At 72.0% G+C, this 23,290-nt stretch carries 22 protein-coding genes; 8 read left to right on the top strand and 14 right to left on the bottom strand.

Translation table 11 applies throughout. From position 1 onward, the window contains the following. Positions 1 to 254: 254 nt before the first annotated feature. Positions 255 to 1,181 (bottom strand): LysR family transcriptional regulator, encoded by a 927-nt coding sequence (locus DRV96_RS09660; protein WP_119290345.1) that lies wholly within the window; start codon positions 1,179 to 1,181, stop codon positions 255 to 257. A 249-nt stretch (positions 1,182 to 1,430) separates the two neighbouring features. Between DRV96_RS09660 and DRV96_RS09655 the strand changes: the two genes are divergently transcribed. From DRV96_RS09655 to DRV96_RS09645, 3 genes are read left to right on the top strand one after another with little or no spacing between them, the layout of a single operon-like run. Next, the gene (locus tag DRV96_RS09655) at positions 1,431 to 2,150 is read left to right on the top strand and encodes a haloacid dehalogenase type II (RefSeq protein ID WP_119290343.1); all 720 of its coding nucleotides are present in this window, start codon (positions 1,431 to 1,433) and stop codon (positions 2,148 to 2,150) included. Next, complete coding sequence (locus tag DRV96_RS09650) at positions 2,147 to 4,357, top strand: malate synthase G (RefSeq protein ID WP_119290341.1); 2,211 nt, start codon at positions 2,147 to 2,149, stop codon at positions 4,355 to 4,357. The genes DRV96_RS09655 and DRV96_RS09650 overlap by 4 nt, the downstream gene beginning before the upstream one ends. Next, complete coding sequence (locus DRV96_RS09645) at positions 4,357 to 4,620, top strand: RND transporter (RefSeq protein ID WP_119290339.1); 264 nt, start codon at positions 4,357 to 4,359, stop codon at positions 4,618 to 4,620. The genes DRV96_RS09650 and DRV96_RS09645 overlap by 1 nt, the downstream gene beginning before the upstream one ends. A gap of 16 nt (positions 4,621 to 4,636) precedes the next feature. Here the strand turns inward: DRV96_RS09645 and DRV96_RS09640 are convergent, their stop codons facing one another. The 5 genes from DRV96_RS09640 to DRV96_RS09620 all read right to left on the bottom strand — a co-directional run bounded on the left by DRV96_RS09640 (position 4,637) and on the right by DRV96_RS09620 (position 8,222). After that, positions 4,637 to 5,053 (bottom strand): HIT family protein, encoded by a 417-nt coding sequence (locus DRV96_RS09640; protein WP_119290337.1) that lies wholly within the window; start codon positions 5,051 to 5,053, stop codon positions 4,637 to 4,639. 33 nt (positions 5,054 to 5,086) lie between these two features. Beyond that, positions 5,087 to 5,662 (bottom strand): DUF2062 domain-containing protein, encoded by a 576-nt coding sequence (locus DRV96_RS09635; RefSeq protein WP_119290335.1) that lies wholly within the window; start codon positions 5,660 to 5,662, stop codon positions 5,087 to 5,089. After that, complete coding sequence (locus DRV96_RS09630) at positions 5,659 to 7,302, bottom strand: Na/Pi cotransporter family protein (protein ID WP_119290333.1); 1,644 nt, start codon at positions 7,300 to 7,302, stop codon at positions 5,659 to 5,661. Before DRV96_RS09630 ends, DRV96_RS09635 begins: the two co-directional genes overlap by 4 nt. Positions 7,303 to 7,387: 85 nt before the next feature. Then, the gene (locus DRV96_RS09625) at positions 7,388 to 7,768 is read right to left on the bottom strand and encodes a hypothetical protein (RefSeq protein ID WP_119290330.1); all 381 of its coding nucleotides are present in this window, start codon (positions 7,766 to 7,768) and stop codon (positions 7,388 to 7,390) included. Positions 7,769 to 7,835: 67 nt separating this feature from the next. After that, positions 7,836 to 8,222 carry a TraR/DksA family transcriptional regulator gene (locus DRV96_RS09620; protein ID WP_119290368.1) on the bottom strand — a complete coding sequence of 129 codons (387 nt, stop codon included), beginning with the start codon at positions 8,220 to 8,222 and terminating at the stop codon, positions 7,836 to 7,838. A gap of 106 nt (positions 8,223 to 8,328) precedes the next feature. Between DRV96_RS09620 and DRV96_RS09615 the strand changes: the two genes are divergently transcribed. Next, positions 8,329 to 9,564, top strand: coding sequence for an NAD(P)/FAD-dependent oxidoreductase (locus tag DRV96_RS09615; protein WP_119290328.1), 1,236 nt, complete (start codon positions 8,329 to 8,331; stop codon positions 9,562 to 9,564). A 55-nt stretch (positions 9,565 to 9,619) separates the two neighbouring features. On the opposite strand, the gene DRV96_RS09610 is transcribed toward DRV96_RS09615, so the two are convergent. After that, positions 9,620 to 11,338, bottom strand: a complete 1,719-nt coding sequence (locus DRV96_RS09610) for a long-chain-fatty-acid--CoA ligase (RefSeq protein WP_272867954.1) — start codon at positions 11,336 to 11,338, stop codon at positions 9,620 to 9,622. 72 nt (positions 11,339 to 11,410) lie between these two features. Beyond that, on the bottom strand, positions 11,411 to 12,133 hold the full coding sequence (locus DRV96_RS09605) for a DUF8198 family protein (RefSeq protein WP_119290326.1): 723 nt from the start codon (positions 12,131 to 12,133) through the stop codon (positions 11,411 to 11,413). Between the two features lie 132 nt (positions 12,134 to 12,265). On the opposite strand from DRV96_RS09605, the gene DRV96_RS09600 reads away from it, so the two are divergent. Further along, positions 12,266 to 13,177 (top strand): esterase/lipase family protein, encoded by a 912-nt coding sequence (locus DRV96_RS09600; protein ID WP_119290323.1) that lies wholly within the window; start codon positions 12,266 to 12,268, stop codon positions 13,175 to 13,177. 50 nt (positions 13,178 to 13,227) lie between these two features. On the opposite strand, the gene phhA is transcribed toward DRV96_RS09600, so the two are convergent. Together phhA and hppD are read right to left on the bottom strand one after the other, a co-directional pair. Then, positions 13,228 to 14,142, bottom strand: coding sequence for a phenylalanine 4-monooxygenase (gene phhA, locus DRV96_RS09595; RefSeq protein ID WP_119290321.1), 915 nt, complete (start codon positions 14,140 to 14,142; stop codon positions 13,228 to 13,230). A 10-nt stretch (positions 14,143 to 14,152) separates the two neighbouring features. Then, entirely contained in the window at positions 14,153 to 15,259 is a 1,107-nt protein-coding gene (gene hppD / locus DRV96_RS09590) for a 4-hydroxyphenylpyruvate dioxygenase (protein ID WP_119290319.1), read from the bottom strand. Between the two features lie 157 nt (positions 15,260 to 15,416). On the opposite strand from hppD, the gene DRV96_RS09585 reads away from it, so the two are divergent. Both DRV96_RS09585 and DRV96_RS09580 read left to right on the top strand, forming a co-directional pair. After that, positions 15,417 to 15,899, top strand: coding sequence for an Lrp/AsnC family transcriptional regulator (locus DRV96_RS09585; RefSeq protein ID WP_119290317.1), 483 nt, complete (start codon positions 15,417 to 15,419; stop codon positions 15,897 to 15,899). Positions 15,900 to 15,940: 41 nt separating this feature from the next. Next, the gene (locus DRV96_RS09580; RefSeq protein WP_119290315.1) at positions 15,941 to 16,432 is read left to right on the top strand and encodes a YqaA family protein; all 492 of its coding nucleotides are present in this window, start codon (positions 15,941 to 15,943) and stop codon (positions 16,430 to 16,432) included. Positions 16,433 to 16,472: 40 nt separating this feature from the next. Here DRV96_RS09580 and DRV96_RS09575 read toward each other — a convergent pair whose 3' ends face one another. After that, positions 16,473 to 17,318, bottom strand: a complete 846-nt coding sequence (locus DRV96_RS09575) for an HDOD domain-containing protein (RefSeq protein ID WP_235823356.1) — start codon at positions 17,316 to 17,318, stop codon at positions 16,473 to 16,475. 105 nt (positions 17,319 to 17,423) lie between these two features. Here DRV96_RS09575 and purT point away from each other — a divergent pair, with 105 nt between their 5' ends. Continuing rightward, complete coding sequence (gene purT, locus DRV96_RS09570) at positions 17,424 to 18,644, top strand: formate-dependent phosphoribosylglycinamide formyltransferase (protein WP_119290313.1); 1,221 nt, start codon at positions 17,424 to 17,426, stop codon at positions 18,642 to 18,644. A gap of 314 nt (positions 18,645 to 18,958) precedes the next feature. On the opposite strand, the gene DRV96_RS09565 is transcribed toward purT, so the two are convergent. From DRV96_RS09565 to fusA, 3 genes are all read right to left on the bottom strand, one after another. Continuing rightward, positions 18,959 to 19,939, bottom strand: coding sequence for a TerC family protein (locus DRV96_RS09565; protein WP_119290361.1), 981 nt, complete (start codon positions 19,937 to 19,939; stop codon positions 18,959 to 18,961). 273 nt (positions 19,940 to 20,212) lie between these two features. After that, positions 20,213 to 20,983 (bottom strand): YdcF family protein, encoded by a 771-nt coding sequence (locus tag DRV96_RS09560; RefSeq protein ID WP_162911004.1) that lies wholly within the window; start codon positions 20,981 to 20,983, stop codon positions 20,213 to 20,215. Between the two features lie 190 nt (positions 20,984 to 21,173). Further along, positions 21,174 to 23,231: an elongation factor G gene (gene fusA / locus DRV96_RS09555; RefSeq protein ID WP_119290309.1), complete on the bottom strand. Its 2,058-nt coding sequence runs from the start codon at positions 23,229 to 23,231 to the stop codon at positions 21,174 to 21,176. Between the last annotated feature and the right edge of the window lie 59 nt (positions 23,232 to 23,290).

Here is a 23,290-nt window from a genome sequence, read left to right as displayed (position 1 = left end):
CAAGATCGCACCGCAGTGGGTCGGTCTGGGCACAGGTGCGCCCGCAGCGGCCCTGGCGGCCGCGTAAGGGGTGCGGAAGATGAGAAATCGACCCGAATCAAGCGCTGCGAAGCGCGCACGAGCCCGTCGCAGCGACATCACCCGCGCAGCAGCGCCGCGTGACGTTCGTTCCTCTGGCCCTGACGCCAACCCGACGGGCGTCTGCGGCGATCAATTGCCTCTCAGCCTCTGAGGCCGCGGCGCGCGACCCGACCTCAGGCGCCGGCCGCGGGGCGCACCGCGGTCCAGTAGCCCGGGTCGCCGTAGGTGTGCTTGAGGAAGTCGATCCACAGCCGCACGCGCAGCGGCAGGTGCTTGCGCTGCGGGAACACGGCGTAGATGCCGTTGGGCGGCGCGGCGAAGTCGTCGAGCACGCTGACGAGCGTGCCGGCGGCGATCTCGTGCTCGACTTCCCACGTGCTGCGCCACGCGATGCCCAGCCCCTGCACGCACCAGTCGTGCAGCACCTGGCCGTCGCTGCAGTCGAGCCGCCCGTGCGGGCGCAGGTGCGTGACCTGACCGTCGATCGTGAACGCCCAGCCGCGCGTCTGGCTGGCGTCCGACGACAGCGTCAGGCACTCGTGCTTGTGCAGGTCGCTCGGATGCTGCGGCACGCCGGCGCGCTGCAGGTACGCCGGTGTGGCGACGCACAGCCGGCGGTTGTCGGCCAGGCGCACGCTGACGAGGCTCGAGTCGGGCAGGTCGCCGACGCGCACCGCGCAGTCGACCCCCTCGTTGACGATGTCGACGATGCGGTCGCTGAGGTTCAGCGACAGGTGCACGTCGGGGTGCTGCGCGAGAAAGCGCGGCACGAGCGGCGCGACGTGCCGCCGCCCGAAGCCGGCCGGCGCCGTCACGCGCAGGTAGCCGCTGGCCTTGACGCCGCCGGCACTGACGCTGGCCTCGGCGTTGGCCAGGTCGGCGAGGATGCGCTGGCAATCCTCGAGGTACGCGCTGCCCTCGTGCGTCAGCGTGATGCGCCGCGTCGTGCGCACGAGCAGCTTGACGCCCAGCCGCTCCTCGAGCGCGTCGATACGCCGCCCGATCACCGCCGGCGCGACGCCCTCGGCGTGCGCCGCGGCCGTCAAACTGCCCTTGGTGGCCACGCCGACGAACGACTCGATCTGTTTCAGCCGGTCCATGTGCGAAGAATACCTTCGCCAGCCGATTAAACCAAGCCCGAATCGCGCGCGATAAGCGCCACGCAGGTTTGCAATCGCGCCTGCCCGCGCGCTGCGCCGCACGCCACCAACGGCGGCTGCGAGCATGACCGATCGCATCAGCACACGCCGAGCCCAACGCGCGGCGCTCGCGATTCATGCGCCAAACGCAAAGATCCAGCGCCGATCCCGGATTCAATGACTAACGAAGTTGCCAATACAGTCGCACCGATGACTTCGCCCGCCAGCCCGCGCGCCGTGCTGTTCGACGCCTACGGCACCCTGTTCGACGTCTACAGCGTCGCGCTGTTGGCCGAGCAGCTGTTTCCCGGTCGCGGCGACGCGCTGGCCGCGATGTGGCGCGACAAGCAGATCGAATACACCCGGCTGGTCTCGATGAGCGGGCGCTACCGGCCGTTCTGGGACCTCACGCGCGCCGGCCTGCGCTTCGCGGCGCAGCGGCTGGGCCTGACGCTGTCGCGCGACGCCGAAGACCGGCTGATGAACCAGTACCGCCACCTGAGCGCGTTCCCCGAGAACCTCGACGTGCTGCGCACGCTCGCCGCGCAGGGGGTGCGCAGCGGCGTGCTGTCCAACGGCGACCCCGAGATGCTCGCGGTGGCCGTCAAGAGCGCCGGCTTCGCCGACCTGCTCGACCCGGTGCTGTCGGTGCACGCGACACAGCGCTACAAGACCGACCCCGCGGCCTACGCGCTCGGGCCGCAGGCGCTCGGGCTGCCGGCGCGGCAGATCCTGTTCGTCTCGAGCAACGGCTGGGACGCGATCGGCGCGACCTGGTACGGCTACACGACGCTGTGGGTCAACCGCGGCGGACAGCCGCTCGAAGCCCTCGACACCGAGCCGACGCGCATCGGCACCACACTGCGCGACGTGCTCGACTTCTTCCCTTCCTCAGACGCCCGCCCCGCGCGGAAATGGAGTCCACGATGACCGCACGCACGACCCGCCACCGCCTGCAGGTGGCCACCGTTCTGGCCCGCTTCATCGACGAGGAGGTGCTGCCCGACACCGGCGTCGACGCGGCGGCGTTCTGGGCCGGCTTCGACGCGCTCGCGCACGACCTGGCGCCGAAGAACCGCGCGCTGCTCGCCGAGCGCGACCGCCTGCAGGCCGAGCTCGACGCCTGGCACCAGGCCCACCCGGGGCCGATCAGCGACATGCCGGCCTACCGCGCGTTCCTCAAGCGCATCGGCTACCTCGTCGACGCGCCGGCCGAGGTGCAGTGCACGACCGCCAACGTCGACGACGAAGTCGCCAAACTCGCCGGCCCGCAGCTGGTGGTGCCGATCACCAACGCGCGCTACGCGCTCAACGCGACCAATGCGCGCTGGGGCTCGCTGTACGACGCGCTCTACGGCACCGACGTGATCCCCGAGGCCGGCGGCGCCGAGAAGGGCACCGGCTACAACCCGGTGCGCGGGCAGAAGGTCATCGACTACGCGCGCGGCGAGCTCGACCAGGCTGCCGCGCTGGCCACCGGCTCGCACCGCGACGCCACCGGCTACCGCGTCGCTGGCGGCCAGCTCGCCGTCACGCTGAAGGACGGCACCGTCACCGGCCTGGCGGACCCCGCCGCCTTCGTCGGCTTCCAGGGCGACGCGGCGGCACCGTCGTCGGTGCTGCTGCGCCACCACGGGCTGCACCTGGACATCCGCATCGACCGCGGCCACCCGATCGGCAAGACCGACCCCGCCGGCATCGCCGACGTCATCGTCGAGGCGGCGGTGTCGACGATCCTCGACCTCGAGGACTCGGTGGCCGTCGTCGACGCCGACGACAAGGTGCTCGCGTACCGCAACTGGCTCGGCATCCTGCGCGGCACGCTGACCGAGGAAGTCACCAAGGGTGGCAAGACGTTCACGCGCCGCCTCGAAGCCGACCGCGTCTACACCGGCGCCGACGGCAAGCCGCTCGTGCTGCACGGACGCTCGCTGCTGTTCGTGCGCAACGTCGGCCACCTGATGACCAACCCGGCGATCCTGCTCGGCGACGGCAGCGAGATCCCCGAGGGCATCATGGACGCCGTCGTCACGACCGCGATCGCGCTGCACGACCTCAAGCGCCTGGGCACTGCCGGCCTGCACAACACGCGCACCGGCAGCGTCTACATCGTCAAGCCGAAGATGCACGGCCCCGCCGAGGTCGCGTTCTCGGTCGAGCTTTTCGGCCGCGTCGAGACGCTGCTGGGGCTGGCGCCGAACACCGTCAAGCTCGGCATCATGGACGAGGAGCGGCGCACCAGCGTGAACCTGCGCGCCTGCATCGCCGCGGCGGCGCAGCGCGTGGCGTTCATCAACACCGGCTTCCTCGACCGCACCGGCGACGAGATCCACACCGCGATGCTGGCCGGCCCGATGGTGCGCAAGCCGCGCATGAAGAACGCCAACTGGCTGCGCGCCTACGAGTTCAACAACGTGCAGATCGGGCTGGCGTGCGGGCTGCGCGGGCGCGCGCAGATCGGCAAGGGCATGTGGGCGATGCCCGACATGATGGCCGACATGATGAAGGAGAAGATCGCCCACCCGCAGTCGGGCGCCAACACGGCGTGGGTGCCGAGCCCGACGGCGGCGACGCTGCACGCGCTGCACTACCACCAGGTCGACGTCGCCGCGCTGCAAAAGAGCATGGAAGAGTTCGCGCGCGGCCCGAAGGCGCCGATGGTCGAAGACAAGCTGCTCGACGCGATCCTGCAGGTGCCGGTGGCGCTGATCCCGTTCTGGACGCCGGCCGAGGTGCAGCAGGAGCTGGACAACAACGTGCAGGGCATCCTCGGCTACGTCGTGCGCTGGATCGACCAGGGCGTGGGCTGCTCGAAGGTGCCCGACATCCACAACGTCGGCCTGATGGAAGACCGCGCGACGCTGCGCATCAGCAGCCAGCACATCGCCAACTGGCTGCTGCACGGCATCGTGACGCCCGAGCAGGTGCACGCGACGTTCCGCCGCATGGCCGCCGTCGTCGACCAGCAGAACGCCGGCGACCCGCTGTACCGTCCGATGGCCGGCCACTGGGACGACAGCTTCGCGTACCGTGCCGCGCTCGACCTCGTCTTCAAGGGCAAGGAGCAGCCCAACGGCTACACCGAGCCGCTGCTGCACGCCTGGCGGCTCAAGGCGAAGGCGGCGATGGCGGCCTGATGCCGCAGCGCTGGAGCGCCGCGCTCGGCGCGTGGCTCGACCGCGTGCCGCTGGCGCTGCTCGTCGCGCTGGCGGCGTGGCTGGCCGTCGCACCCGTCGTGCCCGAGCCGCACCTGTGGCAGAAGCTCAAGATGCTCGCGGCGGGCACGCTGACGCGCCCGCTCGACATCTTCGACCTCGTGTTCCACGCGGCGCCGATCGCGCTGCTCGCGTGGCGGCTGGTGCGGCAGCTGCGCGGCCGCGGCGGCTCGGCGCCGCGTTGACGCGGGCGCACGCCCTTCAACGCGGCAGCAGGTGCGGCTGCAGCCGCGCCGCCAGCGCACGCAGCCGCTCGATGCCGGGTTCCTTGCGCGGCCACACGAGGCCGACGCCGTCGTTGTCGAACCGCGGCAGCACGTGCAGGTGCAGGTGCGGCACCGTCTGCCAGCCCGCGGGCCGGTTGGCCTGCAGGACGGTCACGCCATCGGGCGCGAACGCCGCCTGCACCGCCAGCGCGACGCGGCGCGCCGCGCGCATCAGCGCCGCCGCCTCGTCGTCGGTGGCGTCCATCAGCGTCTCGCAGGCGCGCTTCGTCGCGACGATGACGTGGCCGTCGTTGACCTGGCCGGCGTCCATGAACGCGAACACGAGTTCGTCCTCGTAGACCTTGGCGCACGGCAGTTCGCCGGCGAGCAGGCGTTCGAACACGGTGGGCATGATCGTCTCCCCGGTTGGCGGCCGTCGCCGGCCTCAATCGCGCGCGCTCGGCGCCATCGCCGCGCGCCGGCGCAGGCGGCGACGGCGTTGCCAGCGCACCTTCATCGCGAGCACGAAGCTCGCCGCGGCGTAGGTCAGCAGCCCGACCGTCGTGGCCATCAGCGCCATGCCCAGCAGCAGCGGCTTGCCCAGCGCCGTGATGCCGTCCCACGCCCGCGCGAACCACCCGCGGCCGTCGTCCGCCACCGGCCGCGGCTCGTTGACGGGCGGCGGGCCCTGGACGGCCGCCTCCTCGCCGAGCACCGCCTTGCCGAGCCGCCATGCGGCGTAGTACAGCGGGCCGTAGGTGGCCGGGTTGCTGACCAGCGTGCTCGCCGCGGCGGTGGGCACGTTGGCGCGCAGCACGACCGCCGCGCCGACCGACAGCGGGATCTGCGCGATCGGGATCAGCAACCCGAAGAACACGCCGATCGCCATGCCCAGCGCGACGCCGCGCCGGCTCATGTGCCACAGCCGCGGGTGGTGCAGCGCCGGGCCGATCCAGCGCAGCCAGCGGTTCTCGCGCATCGACTCCTGGGTCGGCAGCCAGCGCTTGAGGCGGTCGTTCATTCGGCGTGGTGGGAGTCCGCGGCAATGTCGGCGTCGAGGCGCACCGCCTTGACGGCCTGCTGCAGCGCACGGCGCAGCGCACTGGCGGCGCGCAGGCGGGCGTCCATCGCGGACAAGGGCAGGCGCCCGTCGGCACCGGCAGCCAGCAGCGCGGCCTTGAGCGACTGGTACGCATTTTCCGTCGCCTCGAGCAGCCGGTCGATCGCCGGGGTCACCACCGGTTCCTGCGCACCGGCCTCGTCGGGCACGGCCAACGCGTAGAGCAGCGCCGACGCGTGATGGCGGAAGTCGGCGTCGGCCGCCGCGGCGGCGTCGGGCAGCGCTGCCGCCGCGGCGTCGGCCTGCGCAGTGGCCGCCTCGAACGCCAGTTCGGCGCAGGTCTCGTGATAGCGCTCGACGCGCAGGATGCGCGGCAGCCGCTCGCTGCTGTCGGCGTTCATCGCGCCGCGGTGCAGCCGCTCGACGAAGCGCTCGATCGCACGCGCGAGCGCCGCGTGCAGCGCGCGGTCGCGCTCCAGCACCGCCGGTGCCGCGCCGCCGACGGCGCCGCGCGCCAGGCGCACGGCGATCACCCCGGCACGGCGGACCTCGCGGCGCAGCGCGTCCAGCGCGATGACCGGCACCTGCAGCGCGTTGTCGTCGAGGTAGCGCGGGCGCGCCTCGTCTTCCTCGATCGTGCGAAAGCGCGCCAGCAGCCACCGCGTCAGCACGCCGGCCAGCGGCCACATCAGCAGCACGCCCAGCACGTTGAAGATCGAGTGGAACAGTGCCAGCTTGGCCGCCGGGTCGCGATCCAGGCCCAGCGCCTCGCGCGCCCAGCCGATGGCCGCCACCAGCCACGGCAGCAGCGCGAGCGCGACCGCCGCCGTCAGCACGTTGAACAGCACGTGGGCCGCGGCGGCGCGCTTGGCGTTCGGCGTCGCGCCGACCGAGGCCAGCAGCGCGGTGACGGTGGTGCCGATGTTGGCGCCGATCACGACGGCGGCGGCGCCCTGCACGTCGATCAGCCCGCTTTGCGCCGCGGTCAGCGCCATCGCCATCGATGCCGCCGACGCCTGCATCACGACGGTCAGCGCGGCGCCGATCGCCACCAGCGCGAGGACGCCCCACAGGCCCTCGCCCGCGGGCAGCCGCACGTCGTCGGCGAAGCCGAGGAACGCCTGCTGCAGCAGCCCGATGCCGAGGAACAGCACGCCGAACCCGGCCACCGCCTGCCCGGTGGCCGCCAGCGACGGCGCACGTCCGAACAACTTAAGCAGCGCACCCAGTCCGACCAGCGGCAGCGCGAAGGCGTCGACCTTGACGCGCAGCCCGACCAGCGCAACGAGCCAGCCGGTGAACGTCGTGCCGACGTTGCTGCCGAACAGCACCCACAGCGCCTGCGACAGGCTCAGCAGGCCCGCGTTGACGAAGCCGATCGCCGCCACCGTGACCGCGCTCGACGACTGCACCGCCGCGGTGATCAGCGCGCCCGACGCCAGCCCGTGCAGCCGCGTGCGCGTCGAGCGCGCGAGGATCTGCTCGAGCGCCGGGCCGGCGGCCAGCTTCAGGCCGTCGGTCATCATCGCCATGCCGAGCAGGAACAGGCCGACGCCGCCCAGCAGGGGGCCCAGCCGCGCCGCGACGTCGAGCACGCTCATGCGGCAAGTATCGGCGCCGCGTCGGCGCCGGGCGCCGAGCACGGGCTGCGGCCCGGCGCACGCGCCGGCCGCCGCACGGGAATGTTCAGGTCGGCGTCGGCGTGCCGGCCATGCGGTCGTACTTCAGGAAGTACTGGCGCGCGAGCGCGACGAGCTGGCCGTCGCTCGGGTGGTCGACCGTCTCGTAGCCGACGATGTGCTTGGCGGTCTGCGGGCGGTGCTTCTCGACGTAGTGGCGGAAGTCGGCCATCGCGGTGCGCCCGCCGACGACGAGCACCTCGGCGATGCCGGCCAGCGCGTCGCAGACCTCGCCGAAGAACTCGTGCTCGGTGCGCACCTTGCTGCCGTGGTGGCGCGTCGGATGGCTGTGCGCCTTGAGCTTTTGTGACTCGACGTGGTCGGGGTCGAACTGCAGCACCTGGGCGGTCTCGTGGTCGATGCGCAGGACGGCGTGGAACAGGGCCATGGGGGTCTTTCGGGTTCGGTGGGTCGCGGGATGGGGGCGCCGCGGCGGTCGACGCCGCGGCCGGGGTTCAGGGCGCGCGGCGCGCGGCGGTGCGCTCGCGTGCGGTTTCGCAGTCGATGCAGCGCAGGGCCCACGGCTCGGCCTTCAGCCGGTCGAACGGGATGTCGATGCCGCAGTCGACACAGCGGCCGTAGTCGCCGCGCTCGAGGCGCTGCAGCGCGGCCGTCACGCGTTCGAGCTCGACCTGCTCCTGGTTCGTCAGCGCAGCGGCGATGTCGCGCTCGGGCAGTCGCTGCGGCGCGTCGTCGCCGTCTTGCGTGAGCACGTCGTGCGCGCGTTCGGCGCGCGTCTGGCCGTGCAGGTGCTCGGCGAGCTGGCGCTCGAGCTCTTGCCGGCGCGCCGTCAGCTCGGCCTCGAGTTGGGCACGCTGGCCCGGGGTCAGGGTGATCGTCATCGCGTCGGGCTCCTCACGGCAGCGCATGTTGGCAGCGGCGACGGTCCCGCGTGTTGACGTCGGTCAAGTGCCGCGGCCGCGTTCCTACAATCGGACCCTGCGTCCGATGACCCCCGACGACTTGCCCACCCGCTGCGACGTGCTCGTCGTCGGCGCCGGCCCGGCCGGCAGCGCGTGCGCGCAGGCGCTGGCGCGCGACGGCGTCGGCGTGCTGCTCGTCGACCAGCACCGCTTCCCGCGCGACAAGGTCTGCGGCGACGGTCTGATTCCCGACGCGCACGCGGCGCTGCGCCGCCTCGGGGTGCACGACGAGGTGATGGACCGCGCGCAGCGCGCGACGCACGTGGCCTGCATCGCGCCGCGCGGCGGCCGCGTCGAGGTGCCGGGCACGCTGGCGGTGCTGCCGCGGCGCGAACTCGATCACCTGCTGGCGCAGGCGGCCACGCGCGCCGGCGCGATGCTGGCGGCGCCATGGCGGTTCGAAGCCCCGCTGCTCGACGGTGGGCGCGTCGTCGGCGCGCGGCTGCGCGCGGGCGAGCGCCTGAACGAAGTGTACGCGCGCTGGGTCGTGCTCGCCACCGGTGCCGTGCCGCAGGCGCTGATCGCCGCCGGGCTGTGCCGGCGGCGCACGCCCAGCGCGGTGGCGTTGCGCGGCTACGTGCGCCACGACGGGCTGGCCGGGCGGCTGCGTGCGCTCGAAGTCGTCTGGCACCGGCGGCTGGCGCGCGGCTACGGCTGGATCTTCCCGGGGCCGGGCGGCGTGTTCAACGTCGGCGTCGGCCTGACGCACAGCCACGCCGCCGGCGCCGACGGCCGCGCGACGATGGCCGACGTCAACCTGCGCGCGATGTTCACCGCGTTCGCCGAGGTCCATGCGCCGGCGCGCGAGCTGCTGGCCGAAGGCACCTGGCTCGGCGACCTCAAGGGCGCGCCGCTGCGGTGCTCGCTCGACGGCGCGGCGTGGAGCCGGCCCGGGCTGCTCGTGGCCGGCGAGGCCGCCGGCAGCACGTACGCGTTCACCGGCGAAGGCATCGGCAAGGCGCTCGAGACCGGGCTGCTCGCCGCGCACGCGATCGTGCGCGCACGGCGCGAGGGCCTCGACGACGCCGCCGCGCGCGCCGGCTACGAGCGCTCGCTCGCGGCACTCAAGCCGCGCTACGACCTCTACGAGCGCGCCAACCGCGTCAACCACCACCCCTGGCTCGCCGACCTCGTGATCTGGCGTGCGCGGCGCACGCCGGCGCTCGTGCGCCGCATGGCCGGCGTGCTCGACGAGACCGCCGACCCGAGCCAGATGGCGTCGGTCCGCGGCGTCGCGAAGCTGCTGCTGCCGATGCGCTGAAGGCTTCGCGCCGCCCGACGCACATCGACGCCTGCCGCTCGCTGTGGGGGCGGACCTAGTGCCTCAGCTCGCGCCGCAGGATCTTGCCGACGTTGCTCTTCGGCAGCTCGTCGCGGAACTCGATGTGCTTCGGCCGCTTGTAGGCGGTGAAGTTGTCGCGGCAGTAGCGCGCGACGTCGTCCTCGGTCAGCGTCGGGTCGCGCCTGACGACGAACAGCTTGACCGCCTCGCCCGACTTCTCGTCGGGCACGCCGACCGCGGCGCACTCGAGCACGCCGGGCATCAGGCTGACGACCTGCTCGATCTCGTTCGGGTAGACGTTGAAGCCCGACACGAGGATCATGTCCTTCTTGCGGTCGACGATGCGGATGTAGCCGTGCTCGTCCATCACGCCGATGTCGCCGCTCTTGAAGTAGCCGTCGGGCGTCATGACCCTAGCCGTCTCGTCGGGGCGGTTCCAGTAGCCGGCCATCACCTGCGGGCCCTTGATGCAGATCTCGCCCGGGGTGCCGGGCGGCACGTCGCGGCCGTCGTCGTCGCGGATCGCGATGTCGGTCGACGGGATCGGCAGCCCGATCGTGCCGGTGAACTCGCGCTTGTCGAGCCGGTTGCTGGTGGCCACCGGCGAGGTCTCGCTCAGACCGTAGCCCTCGACGATCGGGCAGCCGGTGACCTTGAGCCACTTCTCGGCGGTGGCCTGCTGCACCGCCATGCCGCCGCCGTTGGAGACGACGAGCTCGCTGAAGTCCAGCCGCGCGAAGTCGGCGTCGTTGGCCAGCGCGTTGAACAGCGTGTTGACGGCCGGGAACATGTTGACGCGGTACTTGGCCAGCGTCTTGACGAAGCCGGGGATGTCGCGCGGGTTCGGGATCAGCAGGTTCATCATCCCGAGCCGCGCGCCCATGAAGTAGCAGATCGTCAGCGCGAAGATGTGGTACAGCGGCAGCGCGCACACCACCGTCAGCGGCTTGCCGCCGAGCGTGTCGAGCATCGGCTTGAACCAGGCCTCGGTCTGCACGATGTTGGCCACCACGTTGCGGTGCAGCAGCGTCGCGCCCTTCGACACGCCGGTGGTGCCGCCGGTGTACTGCAGGAACGCGACGTCGTCGGGGCCGACGTCGGCGCGCCTGAGGTGCAGGCGCGTGCCCTCGGCAATGGCCATGTTGAAGCGCACCACGCTGCGCCCGTCGCCGAGCGGCAGCCGGAACTCGGCCACCATCTTCTTGACGTGGCGCACGACGAAGTTGACGAGGTTGCCCTTCCAGAAGCCGAGCAGGTCGCCCATCGCCGCGAGCACGACGTGGCGCACCGGCGTGCGCTCGATCACTTCCTCGAGCGTGGTCGCGAAGTTCTCGAGCACGACGATGGCCTGCGCGCCCGAGTCCTTCAGCTGGTGCTCGAGTTCGCGCGGCGTGTACAGCGGGTTGACGTTGACCACCGCGTAGCCGGCGCGCAGCACCGCGGCGATCGCGACCATGTACTGCGGCAGGTTCGGCATCATCAGCGCCACCCGCGCGCCGCGCTCGAGCCCGAGCGACTGCAGGTAGGCGCCGAGCGCCTGCGACAGCTCGTCGATGTCGCGGTAGCGCAGCCGCACGTCCATGCACGCGCACGCGTCGCGCGCGGCGAACTGGCGAAACGAGCGCTCGAGGACATCGACGAGCGTCGCGCGCGGGTCGATCTCGACCTCGGCGGGCACACCGCTGGGGTACTGCTTCAGCCACGGCCTGGCGACGGCGGCACCGGCGGCGGGCGGGTCGATCACGGCAGGCACGGAAGGCTCCCTCCAGGCAGTGGCAAGTCAACGGCAAACCGGCGCATCGTCACCGGCAACGGGGCCGGCGCGCTACGGTAATTGCCCGAGCGGGTCGTCGGCCGACACCGCCGTCGCGTCGGCGGCCGCGAACAGCCGCTCGGCGAGCAGTGTCTCGCGGCGCACGATCGTCGCGAGGAACGACTGCGCGCCGCGCATCGCGCGGAACGTGTCGAAGCCCGACTCGAGGAAGCGCTGCAGCGCGTCGAGCCCGGCCAGCCGGGCCGGCGCGCGCATCATGCGCAGGCTGTGGCGCAGCAGCGGGTTGCGCGTGTAGGCGTCGAGGTCGAGGCCGACGCGGTGCATCAGCTCGATCTGGCGCTTGCGGTCGTGCGCGCGCCCGACGCGCTGCCACAGCTCGACGTAGACCGCGCGGTCGAGCGCTCGCGCGCCGAGCGCGCGCCCCATCAGCGTGTCGAGCTCTTCCGACAGCGCGTGCAGCGCCGCCAGGTGCGCCACGGTGTCGACGACTTCGCGCGGGAACAGCCGCACGAGGCCCGGCACGATGCGCGCGAACTGCGCGTCGCGCTGCGTGAAGTCGTGCGGGCCGTACAGCTCCTGCAGGAAGAAGCGCGCGGCCGCCGCGTAGCGCGGGTCGGCCAGCAGGTCGGCGTACGTCGTCTCGAAGCGTTTCTGCTGGTAGGCCTTCACACGCACGACGGCGGCCGCGAGGCCGGCGTCGGCGGCGCGGGCGCGGCGCTCGTGGTCGACGCGCCCGAGGTCGGCGAGGATGGCGTCGGCAGCGGCAGTGGACATCGGTCGTCGCGCACGGCCGCGGGCAAGTCGCCACGGGCCGTGCGACGTCAATGATGCAACATCGCGGTGATGCAACGATGGCACCGCTGCAAACCGCGCCGCCGCCACGGCGGCGTCGGTGCCTGAGCCGCGATGGGGGCGGCCCGGCTCCAGCGCGCGCTCGTCGCGCTGCTGGCCACCGTCGCCGTGCTGTGGGTCGGCACGGCGCTGGCGCACGGACGCCCCGGTCTCGCGCTGCTGGGCGTGCTGGTGCCGATGTTCGGCCACGGCGCGGTGCTCGGCGCCGAGTTCGTGCTGCTCCCGCTGCTGCACGGCGACGACCCGGCGCCGCGCGCGACGCCGGCCGAGCTGCTGCGCGCGTGGTCGCGCGAGACCTGGACCGCGCTCGTCGTCTTCGGCTGGCGCCAGCCGTTTCGCCACGACGCCGTGCCGGACCACCTGCCCGACGATGCGAGGGGCCGGCGCGGCGTCGTGCTGGTGCACGGCTTCCTGTGCAACCGAGGGCTGTGGAACCCGTGGCTCGAGCGCCTGCGCGCCGCCGGCGTGCCGTGCGTCGCGGTCACGCTCGATCCGGTGTTCGGCCCGATCGAGGCCTATGCGCCCACCGTCGATGCGGCCGTGCAGCGGCTGCTCGACCTCACCGGCGTGCCGCCGCTCGTCGTCGCGCACAGCATGGGCGGTCTCGCGGTGCGCGAGTGGCTCGCGCAGTCGCGGCGCGTGCGCGACGTGCACGCCGTCGTGACGATCGGCACGCCGCACCACGGCACCTGGCTGGCCCGCTTCGCGTTCAGCGCCAACGCCCGCCAGATGCGCTGGCACGGCGAGTGGCTCGCCGCGCTGGCGCAGCGCGAGCCACCGGCGGGCGAGCGCCCCCCGTTCGTCTGCTTCTACGGCCACTGCGACAACATCGTGTTCCCGCCGAGCACGGCCGTGCTGCCGGGCGCGGCGGCGCACCACGTGCGCGCCACCGGCCACGTCGACATGGCGCTCGACGACGCCGTGTTCGCCGAGGTGCAGCGCCAGCTTGCGCTGCCGCCACGCTGAAGCCGCTGATGCGTGCAGGGGACGCCGCGGCCGCGCCGCCGGCCCGCGCGTCAGGCCGACGCCGACGCGAACTCGCGCTCGCCGGCCAGCACGACGCCGGCGGCGAGTTCGCCGTCGCGCGCGATCGACGCGCGCACCTCGCGGTACAGCGGCGCGAAGTCGGGCGCGGTGGCATCGAACAGCTGCGCGAACGAGTCGATCACGAAGTAGATCGACTGGTAGGTGTCGATCTTGTAGCGCGTGCGCATCATGCGGCGCAGGTCGAACGCGACGCGCCGGGGCGCCGGGTCGGTGACGCTGTAGCGCAGCTCGCCGGCCGAACTGAGGATGCCGGCGCCGTAGGCACGCAGGCCCTGCGGCGTCGCGATCAGGCCGAACTCGACCGTGTACCAGTACAGCCGCGCGAGCAGCTCGCACGCGTCGAGGCGGCTGGCCTTCAGCCCGCCTTCGCCGTAGGCCTGCATGTAGTCGGCGAACACCGGGTCGAACAGCAGCGGCACGTGGCCGAACAGGTCGTGGAAGATGTCGGGCTCGACGACGTAGTCGAACTCGTCGGGCCGGCGGATCCAGTCGGTCACGGGGAACTTGCGTGCCGCGAGCAGCGCGAAGAACGCCTCCTCCGGGATCAGCCCGGGCACGCCGACGATCTGCCAGCCGGTGGCCTTCATCAGCCGCTCGGAGACGTCGTCGAAACGCGGGATGCGATCGGGCGCGCCGAGCTGCCCGACGGCGGCGATGAACTCGTCGCACGCCAGGCCCGGCAGCTGCGCCATCTGGCGCGCGTACAGCCGGCGGTAGGTGTCGTGGTCGGCGGCGCTGTACTGCGCCCAGTCCTGTTCGCAGGTGTAGTCGGCGCGCGCTCTCGCGTAGTCGCCGCGCGGCGGGCGGTCGCCCTCGCCGTACGTGACGGGCGGCACACCCCGGTTCACGCCGGAGTGGAAGTCGATCGACGCTGCGGTGCCCATCGCGGCGACCTCAGGCGACGGGTTCGGTCTTCAGCACGCCGCGGCGCATCTGGTCGAGCTCCATGCTCTCGAACAGCGCCTTGAAGTTGCCTTCGCCGAAACCCTGGTCGCCCTTGCGCTGGATGAACTCGAAGAAGATCGGGCCGAGCTGGTTCTCGCTGAAGATCTGCAGCAGCAGCGCGCCGGCCTTGCCGTCGATCAGGATCTTGCGCTTCTGCAGCTCGGCGACGTTCTCGCCGTGGCCGGGGATGCGCCGGTCGACGAGCTCGTAGTACGTGTCGGGCGTGTCGAGCAGCTGGATGCCGGCCGCGCGCAGGCGATCGACCGTCGCGACGAGGTCGTTCGATGCGAGCGCGATGTGCTGGATGCCCTCGCCGCGGTAGCGGTCGAGGTACTCCTGGATCTGGCCGGCCTTGTCGTTGCCTTCCTCGTTGATCGGGATGCGGATCTTGCCGCACGGGCTCGTCATCGCCTTGCTCTTGACGCCGGTGACCTGCCCCTCGATGTCGAAGTAGCGGATCTCGCGAAAGTTGAAGATGCGCTCGTAGAACTCGGCCCACTCGCCCATGCGGCCGCGGTGCACGTTGTGCGTCAGGTGGTCGACCGTCGTCAGGCCGAAGCCGGGCGGGTTCAGGCTCGCGCCGGGCAGCGGTTCGAAGTCGACGTCGTAGAAGCCGATGTCGCCGATGTCGCCCGGCTTCCTGCCGCCCTTGCCGCGCCACTTGTCGACGAAGTAGATCAGGCTGTCGCCGATGCCCTTGATCGCCGGGATGTTCAGCTCGCCGGGCCCCGCGGTGTTCGCGTAGCCCCAGGCGCCGAGCGACACGGCGCGCTCGTAGGCGGCCTTCGCGTCGTGCACGCGAAACGCGATCGCGCAGATGCTCGGCCCGTGCAGGCGCGCGAAGCGCTGCGCGAACGAGTCGGGCTCGGCGTTGACGATGAAGTTGACCTCGCCCTGCCGGTACAGCAGCACGTTCTTGTGGCGGTGCTTCGCGATCGCGACGAAGCCCATGCGCTCGAAGAGCTGGCCCATCGCCTTCGGGTCGGGCGCGGCGTACTCGATGAACTCGAAGCCGTCGGTGCCCATCGGGTTGTCCCAGGGGGTGAAGGTGCTCATCGCGCGCTCCTCGCAAGCAGTGGGGGAGGGGGAACGGGCCGCCGGCCGGACGCGGCCGCGGTCGGACGCTGCACTGTAGGACCGCTTCGGCGCAGATTTCCTGCAAGTTCAGGCGTGCCATGGGCAGACTACGCACGATTGATGCACACTCGCATTCATGAGCACTGCCATCGAGCTTGATGCGATCGATAGGCGCATCCTTCGTGCGCTGCAACATGACGGACGCATGACCTACGACGAACTCAGCGGACAGGTCGGGCTGTCGGCGTCGGCGGCGCTGCGCCGCGTCAAGCGGCTCGAGGAGGCGGGCGTGATCGCGCGCTACGTCGCCGTCGTGCCGCCCGAGCGCGTCGGGCTCGGGCTGACGGCGGTCATCAACGTGCGGCTCGAGAAGCACACCGAGGGCCACCAGCGCACGCCGATGGAAGCGTTTCGCGCCGGCGTGCAGGCCTGGCCCGAAGTCGTCGAGTGCGTCGCGCTGACCGGCGAGATGGACTACCTGCTGACCGTCGTCGTCGCCGACATGCAGCACTACTCGCGCTTCATCATGGACACGCTGCTCAAGCACCCGGCCGTGCAGGACGTCAAGACGAGTTTCGTGCTCGAGCGCATCAAGAGCGCGAGCGCGGTGCCGGTGTAGCCGCCCGCCGCACCGGCAGGGCGCAGCGACAATGCGCGCCCATGCTCGAATCGATCACGCAGTTCGCGGCCTGGGTCCAGTCGTGGCTGAGCGCCGAGGCCGGCCTGTGGGGCCTGTTCGCATCGGCGTTCCTGTCGGCCACGATCCTGCCCGGATCGAGCGAGGTCGTGATGATCGGGCTGATCACGGCGTACCCCGCGCTGGCGTGGCCGGCGTTCGCGGTCGCGCTCGCGGGCAATGTCTGCGGGGCGCTGCTGACCTTCGGCATGGGCTACGCGGCACGCCAGGGCTACGAGCGCTTCCAGCGCGTGCAGTGGAAGCTCGACGAGCGGCAGATGCAGCGGCTGCAGCGCTTCGGGCCGCCGGCGCTGTTCCTGTCGTTCGTGCCGCTGGCCGGCGACGCGCTCGTGCTCGCCGCGGGCTGGCTGCGGCTGGATCTGCCGCGCAGCGTGTTGTGGATCGCGCTCGGCAAGGGCTTTCGCTACCTGCTCGTCGTGCTCGGCGTGCAGGGCGTGCTGTCGCTCGGCGGCTGAGCGTCGGCGGCACGGCGCCGGTCGCGTCGCTTGCCCGAGCTCAGGCGTCGAGGCTGAGCAGCAGCCGTCTCGTCGGCTCGGGGCCGAGCTGCAGCAGCTGCGCGATGTCGCTCACGTCGTCGGGCAGCGCCGGGTCGTCCCAGCCGCGCGCGGTGTGGCGCGCGAGCCGCTGCGCGAGCAGCACGCAGCGCACCGGCGGCGTGTCGGCGTGCCGGTCGTCGTCGAGCTTGACGAGCAGCGGCGGCAGCCGCCAGGCGACCATCAGCGCGTGCTGCAGGTCGGCCAGCTCGATGCCGAGCACGTCGCGCTGCGCCACCGCCGAGCGCAGCGTCGGCTCGGCGGCCTGGCGGCGCGCGATCTCGAGCATCAGCGCCGGCGCGTGGCACCACAGCAGCATCTCGGCGAAGTCGTGCAGCTGCGCCGCCTCGTGGATCACCGGCGCGTCGGGGTCGGCGCGGTGCACCGCGAAGCCGAGCGCGAACGTCGCGGCGCGCTGCGAGCGGCGCAGCACGCGCTGGAACCCCGCGAGCGCCTCGGGGTGGTCCGCCAGGCGCGCCTCGACCGTCGGCAGCCCGGTGAAGGCGCGGAAGAACGGCGTGACACCGAGCAGCACGAGCGCCGCGGTCACGGTCTCGGCCTGCCCCGTGTCGCGCCCGCCGCGCAGCGCCGCGACGTGCACCAGCAGGCGCAGCGTCGCCAGCGGGTCGTCGCCGATCGTCTCGGCGAGCAGCCGCGCGTCGACGGCGTCCTCGTGGTCGACGAGTTCGTCGATCGACGCTGCGGTGTACGCGAGCACCGGGATCGGCGCGGCGCGCAGCCACGCCGTCCACGCATCCAGGTCGCGCAGCGGGCGCTCGAGCATCGGCGGCAGGGCGGCGTCGTTCATCGCGGGTTCGTCGGCTGCTCGGGTTATCGGCCGGGCGCGCGGCCGGCTTGAGCCGCGGCTACCATCGGCGCCGATCGCCACCACCGCGCCTCGCGCCCGACCGCCATGACGACCCTCGGCACCCCGCTGTCTCCCACCGCCACGCGCGTGATGCTGCTCGGCGCCGGCGAGCTCGGCAAGGAGGTGCTGATCGCGCTGCAGCGCCTGGGCGTCGAGACGATCGCCGTCGACCGCTACGAGCATGCGCCGGGCCAGCAGGTCGCGCACCACGCGCGCACGATCGCGATGAGCGACCCGGCGGCGCTGCGCGCGCTGATCGAGGCCGAGCGGCCGATGCTGGTGGTGCCCGAGATCGAGGCGATCGCCACACCGGTGCTGCAGGAGCTCGAGGCCGAGGGCAAGGTGCGCGTGATCCCGACGGCACGCGCCGCGCGGCTGACGATGGACCGCGAGGGCATCCGGCGTCTGGCCGCCGAGACGCTCGGCCTGCCGACGAGCCCGTACCGCTTCTGCGACTCGCTGGCCGAGCTGCAGGCGGCCATCGACGGCGCGAATGGGAAGCCTGGGGTGGGCTATCCGTGCATCGTCAAGCCGGTGATGAGCAGCTCGGGCAAAGGCCAGAGCAAGGTCGACGGCCCGGGCGACGTGACGAAGGCGTGGGACTACGCGATGGCGGGCGGGCGCGTCAGCCACGGCCGCGTGATCGTCGAGGGCTTCATCGACTTCGACTACGAGATCACGCAGCTGACGGTGCGCGCGCTCGGGCCCGACGGCGGCGTGCAGACGCACTTCTGCGAGCCGATCGGCCACGTGCAGGTCAGCGGCGACTACGTCGAGAGCTGGCAGCCGCACCCGATGCACCCGGCCGCGCTCGAGCGCGCGCGCGCGATCGCGCAGGCGATCACCGACGACCTCGGCGGGCTGGGCCTGTTCGGCGTCGAGCTGTTCGTCAAGGGCGAGCAGGTGTGGTTCAGCGAGGTCAGCCCGCGCCCGCACGACACCGGCATGGTGACGATGACGACGCAGTGGCAAAGCGAGTTCGAGCTGCACGCGCGCGCGATCCTCGGGCTGCCGGTCGACACGGCGCTCAAGAGCGCCGGCGCCAGCGCGGTGATCTACGGCGGCGTCGACGCGAAGGGCATCGTGTTCGACGGCGTCGACGAGGCGCTGGCGCTGCCTGGCGTCGACCTGCGCCTGTTCGGCAAGCCCGAGAGCTTCGTCAAGCGGCGCATGGGCGTCGCGCTGGCACGCGCCGACGACGTCGACACCGCGCGCCGCGTGGCCAAGCAGGCCGCTGCGAAAGTGCGGCCACGCGCCGCCGACTGAGGGAAAAAGGCCACCGCGCGTCGGGTCCTGCTCGCGCAGGTCCGCCTGCACTTCGGGCCACGACCCCGGCGCTCGCGCCGGGGCTTGACGGGCCGCTCTCGCGCCCCTGCTCGTGCCCAAACCGCTTCAACGGACGATGCCCTCGGTGCGGTGGTCAACTAACGATAGCCGCTGCGCCCCGGCGGACTTTGCGCACGATCAAAGGAAGACGGCGCACCCCGTCGCACCGCCTGCGAGCCAGACCCGCCGTTCAAGCGCAAGAGGCCACGCACGGCTGCCCGCGCGCGGCCTTCGGGCGAGGGCAGGCGCCGCCCTCAGCCCCCGGCGGCCTCGTCGGCCGTGCGCTGCGGCAGGCGCGGCGCGGTCTTGACGCTCCACACCATCGTGATCGCCAGCACCGCGACGACGACGCCGAGCGAGACCAGCACCGGGATCTTGACGACGTCGATCAGCAGCATCTTGGTGCCGATGAAGACGAGGATCACCGCCAGCCCGTAGCTCATCAGGTGGAACTTCGTCGCCACCGCAGCGAGCAGGAAGTACATCGCGCGCAGCCCGAGGATCGCGAAGATGTTCGACGTCAGCACGATGAACGGGTCGGTCGTGATCGCGAAGATCGCCGGGATCGAGTCGACGGCGAAGATCACGTCGGTCACGCCGACGAGCGCGACGACCATCAGCAGCGGCGTGGCGATCCTCTTGCCGTTCTCGACGGTGAAGAACTTCTCGCCGTCGAAGCCCTTGCTCACCGGCATGAAGCGCTTGAGCAGCTTGAGCGCCGGGTTGCTCTCGAGGTCGGGCTCCTGCCCCGAGGCCCACCACATCTTGATGCCGGTGACGACCAGGAACGCACCGAACACGTAGAGGATCCAGTGGAAGTGCGCGATCAGCCACGAGCCCACGAGGATCATCACGGTGCGCAGCACGATCGCGCCGATGATGCCGATCATCAGCACCCGCTTCTGGAACGCCGGCGGCACCGCGAAGTAGGTGAAGATCATCAGGAACACGAAGATGTTGTCGACCGCCAGGCTCTTCTCGATCAGATAGCCGGTCAGGAACTCCATGCTCTTCGTGTTCGCGACCTCCATGCCGTGGTCCTGGTAGACCGCCCACCAGAACAGGCCGTTGAACGCGAAGCTCAGCGCCACCCACACGAGCGACCAGTTCAGCGCTTCCTTGACGCCCACCGCGTGGGCGCCCTGCTTCTTCAGCACGACGAAGTCGATGAACAGCGCGACGATGACGGAAACGACGAAGAAGGCCCAGAGCCAGGCCGGCGCGATGGAAGCCATCGACACTCCCGAGAAGTGAAGGGTTGGGGATCGCGCCGAAAGGTCTTGCGCGAGACGTGCGTCTCGTGCGGGCCCGGAAGCGGAAACAGCCTGACGGCTGCGGCTTCGTACTGACGGGCTTCCGCGGCAGGGCGCCGTTTCGACGCGGCTGCCGGCTACTCCCCCTTCGACAGTCGGGATTGTGCCGGCGCGCATTACCCCCGCGCGACCGGGGGAATTACGGTGCGGTCGCGCGCGTGACCGATGTCCCCGCCCGGCACCCCGTCGCCAGGGCTACTGCCGGTCGACGGCGCGGTACAGCAGCCGCGCCGCCATCTCGCGCAGCGCGACGTACGACACGCGCAGCGCGTCGCCGTTGGGCACGAGGTGCGCCGCCTCGAACGCACCGCCTGCGTAGCCCATGTACCCGGTCGGCGCCGGCACCACCTGCAGGCCGGCGCGTTCGAACGCGGCGCGCGCGCGCACCATGTGAAACGCGTGCGTGACGAGCACGACGCGCTCCACGCCGGCCGCACGCAGCAGCGCCGCCGCCTCGCGCGCGTTGCCGGCCGTCGTGCGCGCGCGCTCGTCGAACCAGCGCACGTCGACGCCGAACTCGCGCTGAAGGACGTCGCGCATCATCGCCGCCTCGCCGGGCCTGCCGTCGGCCGGCGCCGCGCCGGTGATCAGCACCGGCAGCCCGAGCGCCTTGGCCAGGTGCGCGCCGTAGCGCAGGCGCTGCAGCGTGAACACGCCCACCGTGTCGCCGCCCCACTCGACGGCGCCGCGCGCGACGCCGCCACCGAGGATCACGATCGCGCCGGCGTCGCGCGCCGCGGCCCGCGGGTCGGGCGCGGCGGGGCCTTCGAGGCGCGTCATCAGCGCAAACGCGACCACCGGCAGGCTCAGCGCGAGCAGGCCAGCCAGCGCGGTGGCCGCGATCGCGCCGCCGAGCGCACGACGGCGGCGCGCGACCCATAGGCCGAGCAGTGCCGCCAGCACGAGCGACACGGGCGGCACGACGACGCCGCCGACGAGGTAAGTGAGGCTGAGCGACTCGTTCATCGGGGCCGCACGGTAACGCAGGCCCGTGTCCGCGGGCATGGAGCCGCGGCTGTTGCCACTCGCAGAGCTCGTGGCCTGAATGCCGTCCAAGCCTGCGCAGGCAGGCTTGGAGCCGCGGGGCCTGCCGCTCGCAGAGCTCACGGCCTTCGCCCCGTCCATGCCCGCGCAGGCGGGCATGGAGCCGCGGGGCTCAGTCCTCGTCCTTGGCGTGCCAGGCGGCCGTCAGCTGCTGCTGCACGGCCGGGGGCACCGGCTCGTAGTGGCTGAACGCGATCGTGTAGCGCCCCTGGCCCGAGGTCATCGCGTTCAGCCGCGACTGGTAGCCCGCCAGCTCCGACAGCGGCGCCTGCCCGCGCACGACGATCGTGCCGTTCGCGCCGCCGAGCGTGCCGCTGATCTGCCCGCGCCGCGACGACAGGTCGCCCGTGATGTCGCCCATCGCCGACTCGGGCGCCGTGATCTCGACGTGCACGACCGGCTCGAGCACGATCGGCCGCGCCTCGCGCACCGCCGCGAGCATCGCCTTGCGCGCGGCGGTGACGAAGGCGATCTCCTTGCTGTCGACGCTGTGGTGCTTGCCGTCGTAGACCGTGACCCTGACGTCGACGACCGGGTAGCCGGCGATCGCGCCGCTGGCGAGCACTTCGCGCACGCCCTTCTCGACCGCGGGGATGAACGGCCCCGGAATGACGCCGCCCTTGACCTCGTCGACGAACTCGAAGCCCGCGCCGCGCGGCAGCGGCTCGACGCGCAAGAACACCTCGCCGAACTGGCCGGCGCCGCCGGTCTGCTTCTTGTGGCGGTGGTGGCCCTCGGCCTTCGCGGTGACCGTCTCGCGGTACGCGATGCGCGGCGGCTTGGTGTCGACGTCGAACTTGTAGACGTCGCGCAGCCGCTCGAGCAGCACGCGCAGGTGCAGCTCGCCGAGGCCGTAGACGACGGTCTCGTTGGTCGTCGCGACGTGCTCGACCTTCAGGCACGGGTCCTCGTCGACGAGCTTGGTCAGGATCTCCCACAGGCGCTGCTCGTCGCCGTGGCGCTTCGGCGTGATCGCCAGCCCGTGCACCGGCGTCGGGAACGCGAGCGGCTTCAGGTGGATGTGGTCGTCCTCGGCGGCATCGTGCAGCACGGCGTCGAACGCGATCTCGTCGACCTTGGCCACCGCCGCGATGTCGCCCGGCAGCGCGTCCTTCACCTCGACGTGGTCCTTGCCCTGCAGCATGAACAGGTGCCCGACCTTGAACGGCTTGCGCCCGTCGCCGACGTACAGCTGCGAGTTCGGCGTCACCGTGCCCTGCCAGACGCGGAAGATCCCCATCTTGCCGACGTACGGGTCCTGCGTGACCTTGAACACGTGCGCGAGCACGTGCTTGGCCGGGTCAGGCTCGGCGTGCATCGGCTGCGCGCCCGCGCCTTCGCCGCGCAGGAAGTCGGGGGGGTTGCTCTCGGCGGGATTCGGCAGCAGCTTGACGATCACGTCGAGCAGCTCGGCCACGCCCGCGCCGGTGCGCGCGCTGACGAAACAGACGGGAATCAGGTGCCCCTCGCGCAGCGCCTGCTCGAGCGGCGCGTGCAGCTCGCTCGCGTCGACGTCGCCGTCGTTGAGGTAGCGCTCGACGAACGCCGCGTCGACCTCGACGACCTGCTCGACGAGCGCGCGGTGCGCGTCGGCGACGCGGCCGAAGTCGCTGTGGCCGTCGCGGTTGTAGAAGCAGTCGACGACTTTCGCGCCGCCTTCGTCGGGCAGGTTCAGCGGCAGGCACTCCTTGCCGAAAGTGGCCTGGATTTGCGCGAGCAGGCCTGGCAGGTCGACGCCCTGCGCGTCGATCTTGTTGACGACGACGAGCCGGTCGAGCTGGCGCTCGGCGGCGTGTTCCATCATCCGCACCGCTGCCGGCTCGATGCCGGCGGCGGCATTGATCACGATCGCCGCCGTCTCGACGGCCTCGAGCGCCGGCAGCGCCTGGCCGGCGAAGTCGCTCGCGCCGGGGGTGTCGATCAGGTGGATGCGGCAGCCGCCGTGGCGCAGGTGCATCACGGCGCTGTTGAGCGAGTGCTGCATCTTGCGCTCGAGCGGGTCGAAATCGCTGACGGTGCTGCCGCGCTCGACGCTGCCGGGTGCGCCGATCATGCCGGCGCGGTGCAGCAGCGCCTCGGCGAGGCTCGTCTTGCCGGCGGACGCGGGGCCGACGAGCGCGAGCGTGCGGATGGCGGCGATGCTGGCGGCCGGGGTCTGTGCGGTGGGCATCGGGGGTCTCCTTGCGCCGGTGCGCCGCGGTCGCGGGCGACTTGCCGGGGGCGGCTGCG

Origin of the sequence: Azohydromonas sediminis, assembly GCF_003574675.1 — a bacterium.
Taxonomy (GTDB): domain Bacteria; phylum Pseudomonadota; class Gammaproteobacteria; order Burkholderiales; family Burkholderiaceae_C; genus Calidifontimicrobium; species Calidifontimicrobium sediminis.
Note: the sequence above shows the minus strand (reverse complement) of the source record. Positions and strands in the feature narration are given on the sequence as shown.

Bases quoted from the DNA above. Each gene is read 5' to 3' on its own strand.
- DRV96_RS09620 (WP_119290368.1), bottom strand. From the start codon at position 8,222: ATGACGATCACCCTGACCCCGGGCCAGCGTGCCCAACTCGAGGCCGAG.
- DRV96_RS09640 (WP_119290337.1), bottom strand. From the start codon at position 5,053: ATGCCCACCGTGTTCGAACGCCTGCTCGCCGGCGAACTGCCGTGCGCC.
- DRV96_RS09580 (WP_119290315.1), top strand. From the start codon at position 15,941: ATGCTCGAATCGATCACGCAGTTCGCGGCCTGGGTCCAGTCGTGGCTG.
- fusA (WP_119290309.1), bottom strand. From the start codon at position 23,231: ATGCCCACCGCACAGACCCCGGCCGCCAGCATCGCCGCCATCCGCACG.
- DRV96_RS09630 (WP_119290333.1), bottom strand. From the start codon at position 7,302: ATGAGCGTGCTCGACGTCGCGGCGCGGCTGGGCCCCCTGCTGGGCGGC.
- DRV96_RS09565 (WP_119290361.1), bottom strand. From the start codon at position 19,939: ATGGCTTCCATCGCGCCGGCCTGGCTCTGGGCCTTCTTCGTCGTTTCC.
- DRV96_RS09625 (WP_119290330.1), bottom strand. From the start codon at position 7,768: ATGGCCCTGTTCCACGCCGTCCTGCGCATCGACCACGAGACCGCCCAG.
- hppD (WP_119290319.1), bottom strand. From the start codon at position 15,259: ATGAGCACCTTCACCCCCTGGGACAACCCGATGGGCACCGACGGCTTC.
- DRV96_RS09605 (WP_119290326.1), bottom strand. From the start codon at position 12,133: ATGTCCACTGCCGCTGCCGACGCCATCCTCGCCGACCTCGGGCGCGTC.
- DRV96_RS09575 (WP_235823356.1), bottom strand. From the start codon at position 17,318: ATGAACGACGCCGCCCTGCCGCCGATGCTCGAGCGCCCGCTGCGCGAC.
- DRV96_RS09650 (WP_119290341.1), top strand. From the start codon at position 2,147: ATGACCGCACGCACGACCCGCCACCGCCTGCAGGTGGCCACCGTTCTG.
- DRV96_RS09615 (WP_119290328.1), top strand. From the start codon at position 8,329: ATGACCCCCGACGACTTGCCCACCCGCTGCGACGTGCTCGTCGTCGGC.
- DRV96_RS09645 (WP_119290339.1), top strand. From the start codon at position 4,357: ATGCCGCAGCGCTGGAGCGCCGCGCTCGGCGCGTGGCTCGACCGCGTG.
- phhA (WP_119290321.1), bottom strand. From the start codon at position 14,142: ATGGGCACCGCAGCGTCGATCGACTTCCACTCCGGCGTGAACCGGGGT.
- DRV96_RS09655 (WP_119290343.1), top strand. From the start codon at position 1,431: ATGACTTCGCCCGCCAGCCCGCGCGCCGTGCTGTTCGACGCCTACGGC.
- DRV96_RS09635 (WP_119290335.1), bottom strand. From the start codon at position 5,662: ATGAACGACCGCCTCAAGCGCTGGCTGCCGACCCAGGAGTCGATGCGC.
- purT (WP_119290313.1), top strand. From the start codon at position 17,424: ATGACGACCCTCGGCACCCCGCTGTCTCCCACCGCCACGCGCGTGATG.
- DRV96_RS09660 (WP_119290345.1), bottom strand. From the start codon at position 1,181: ATGGACCGGCTGAAACAGATCGAGTCGTTCGTCGGCGTGGCCACCAAG.
- DRV96_RS09560 (WP_162911004.1), bottom strand. From the start codon at position 20,983: ATGAACGAGTCGCTCAGCCTCACTTACCTCGTCGGCGGCGTCGTCGTG.
- DRV96_RS09600 (WP_119290323.1), top strand. From the start codon at position 12,266: ATGGGGGCGGCCCGGCTCCAGCGCGCGCTCGTCGCGCTGCTGGCCACC.
- DRV96_RS09585 (WP_119290317.1), top strand. From the start codon at position 15,417: ATGAGCACTGCCATCGAGCTTGATGCGATCGATAGGCGCATCCTTCGT.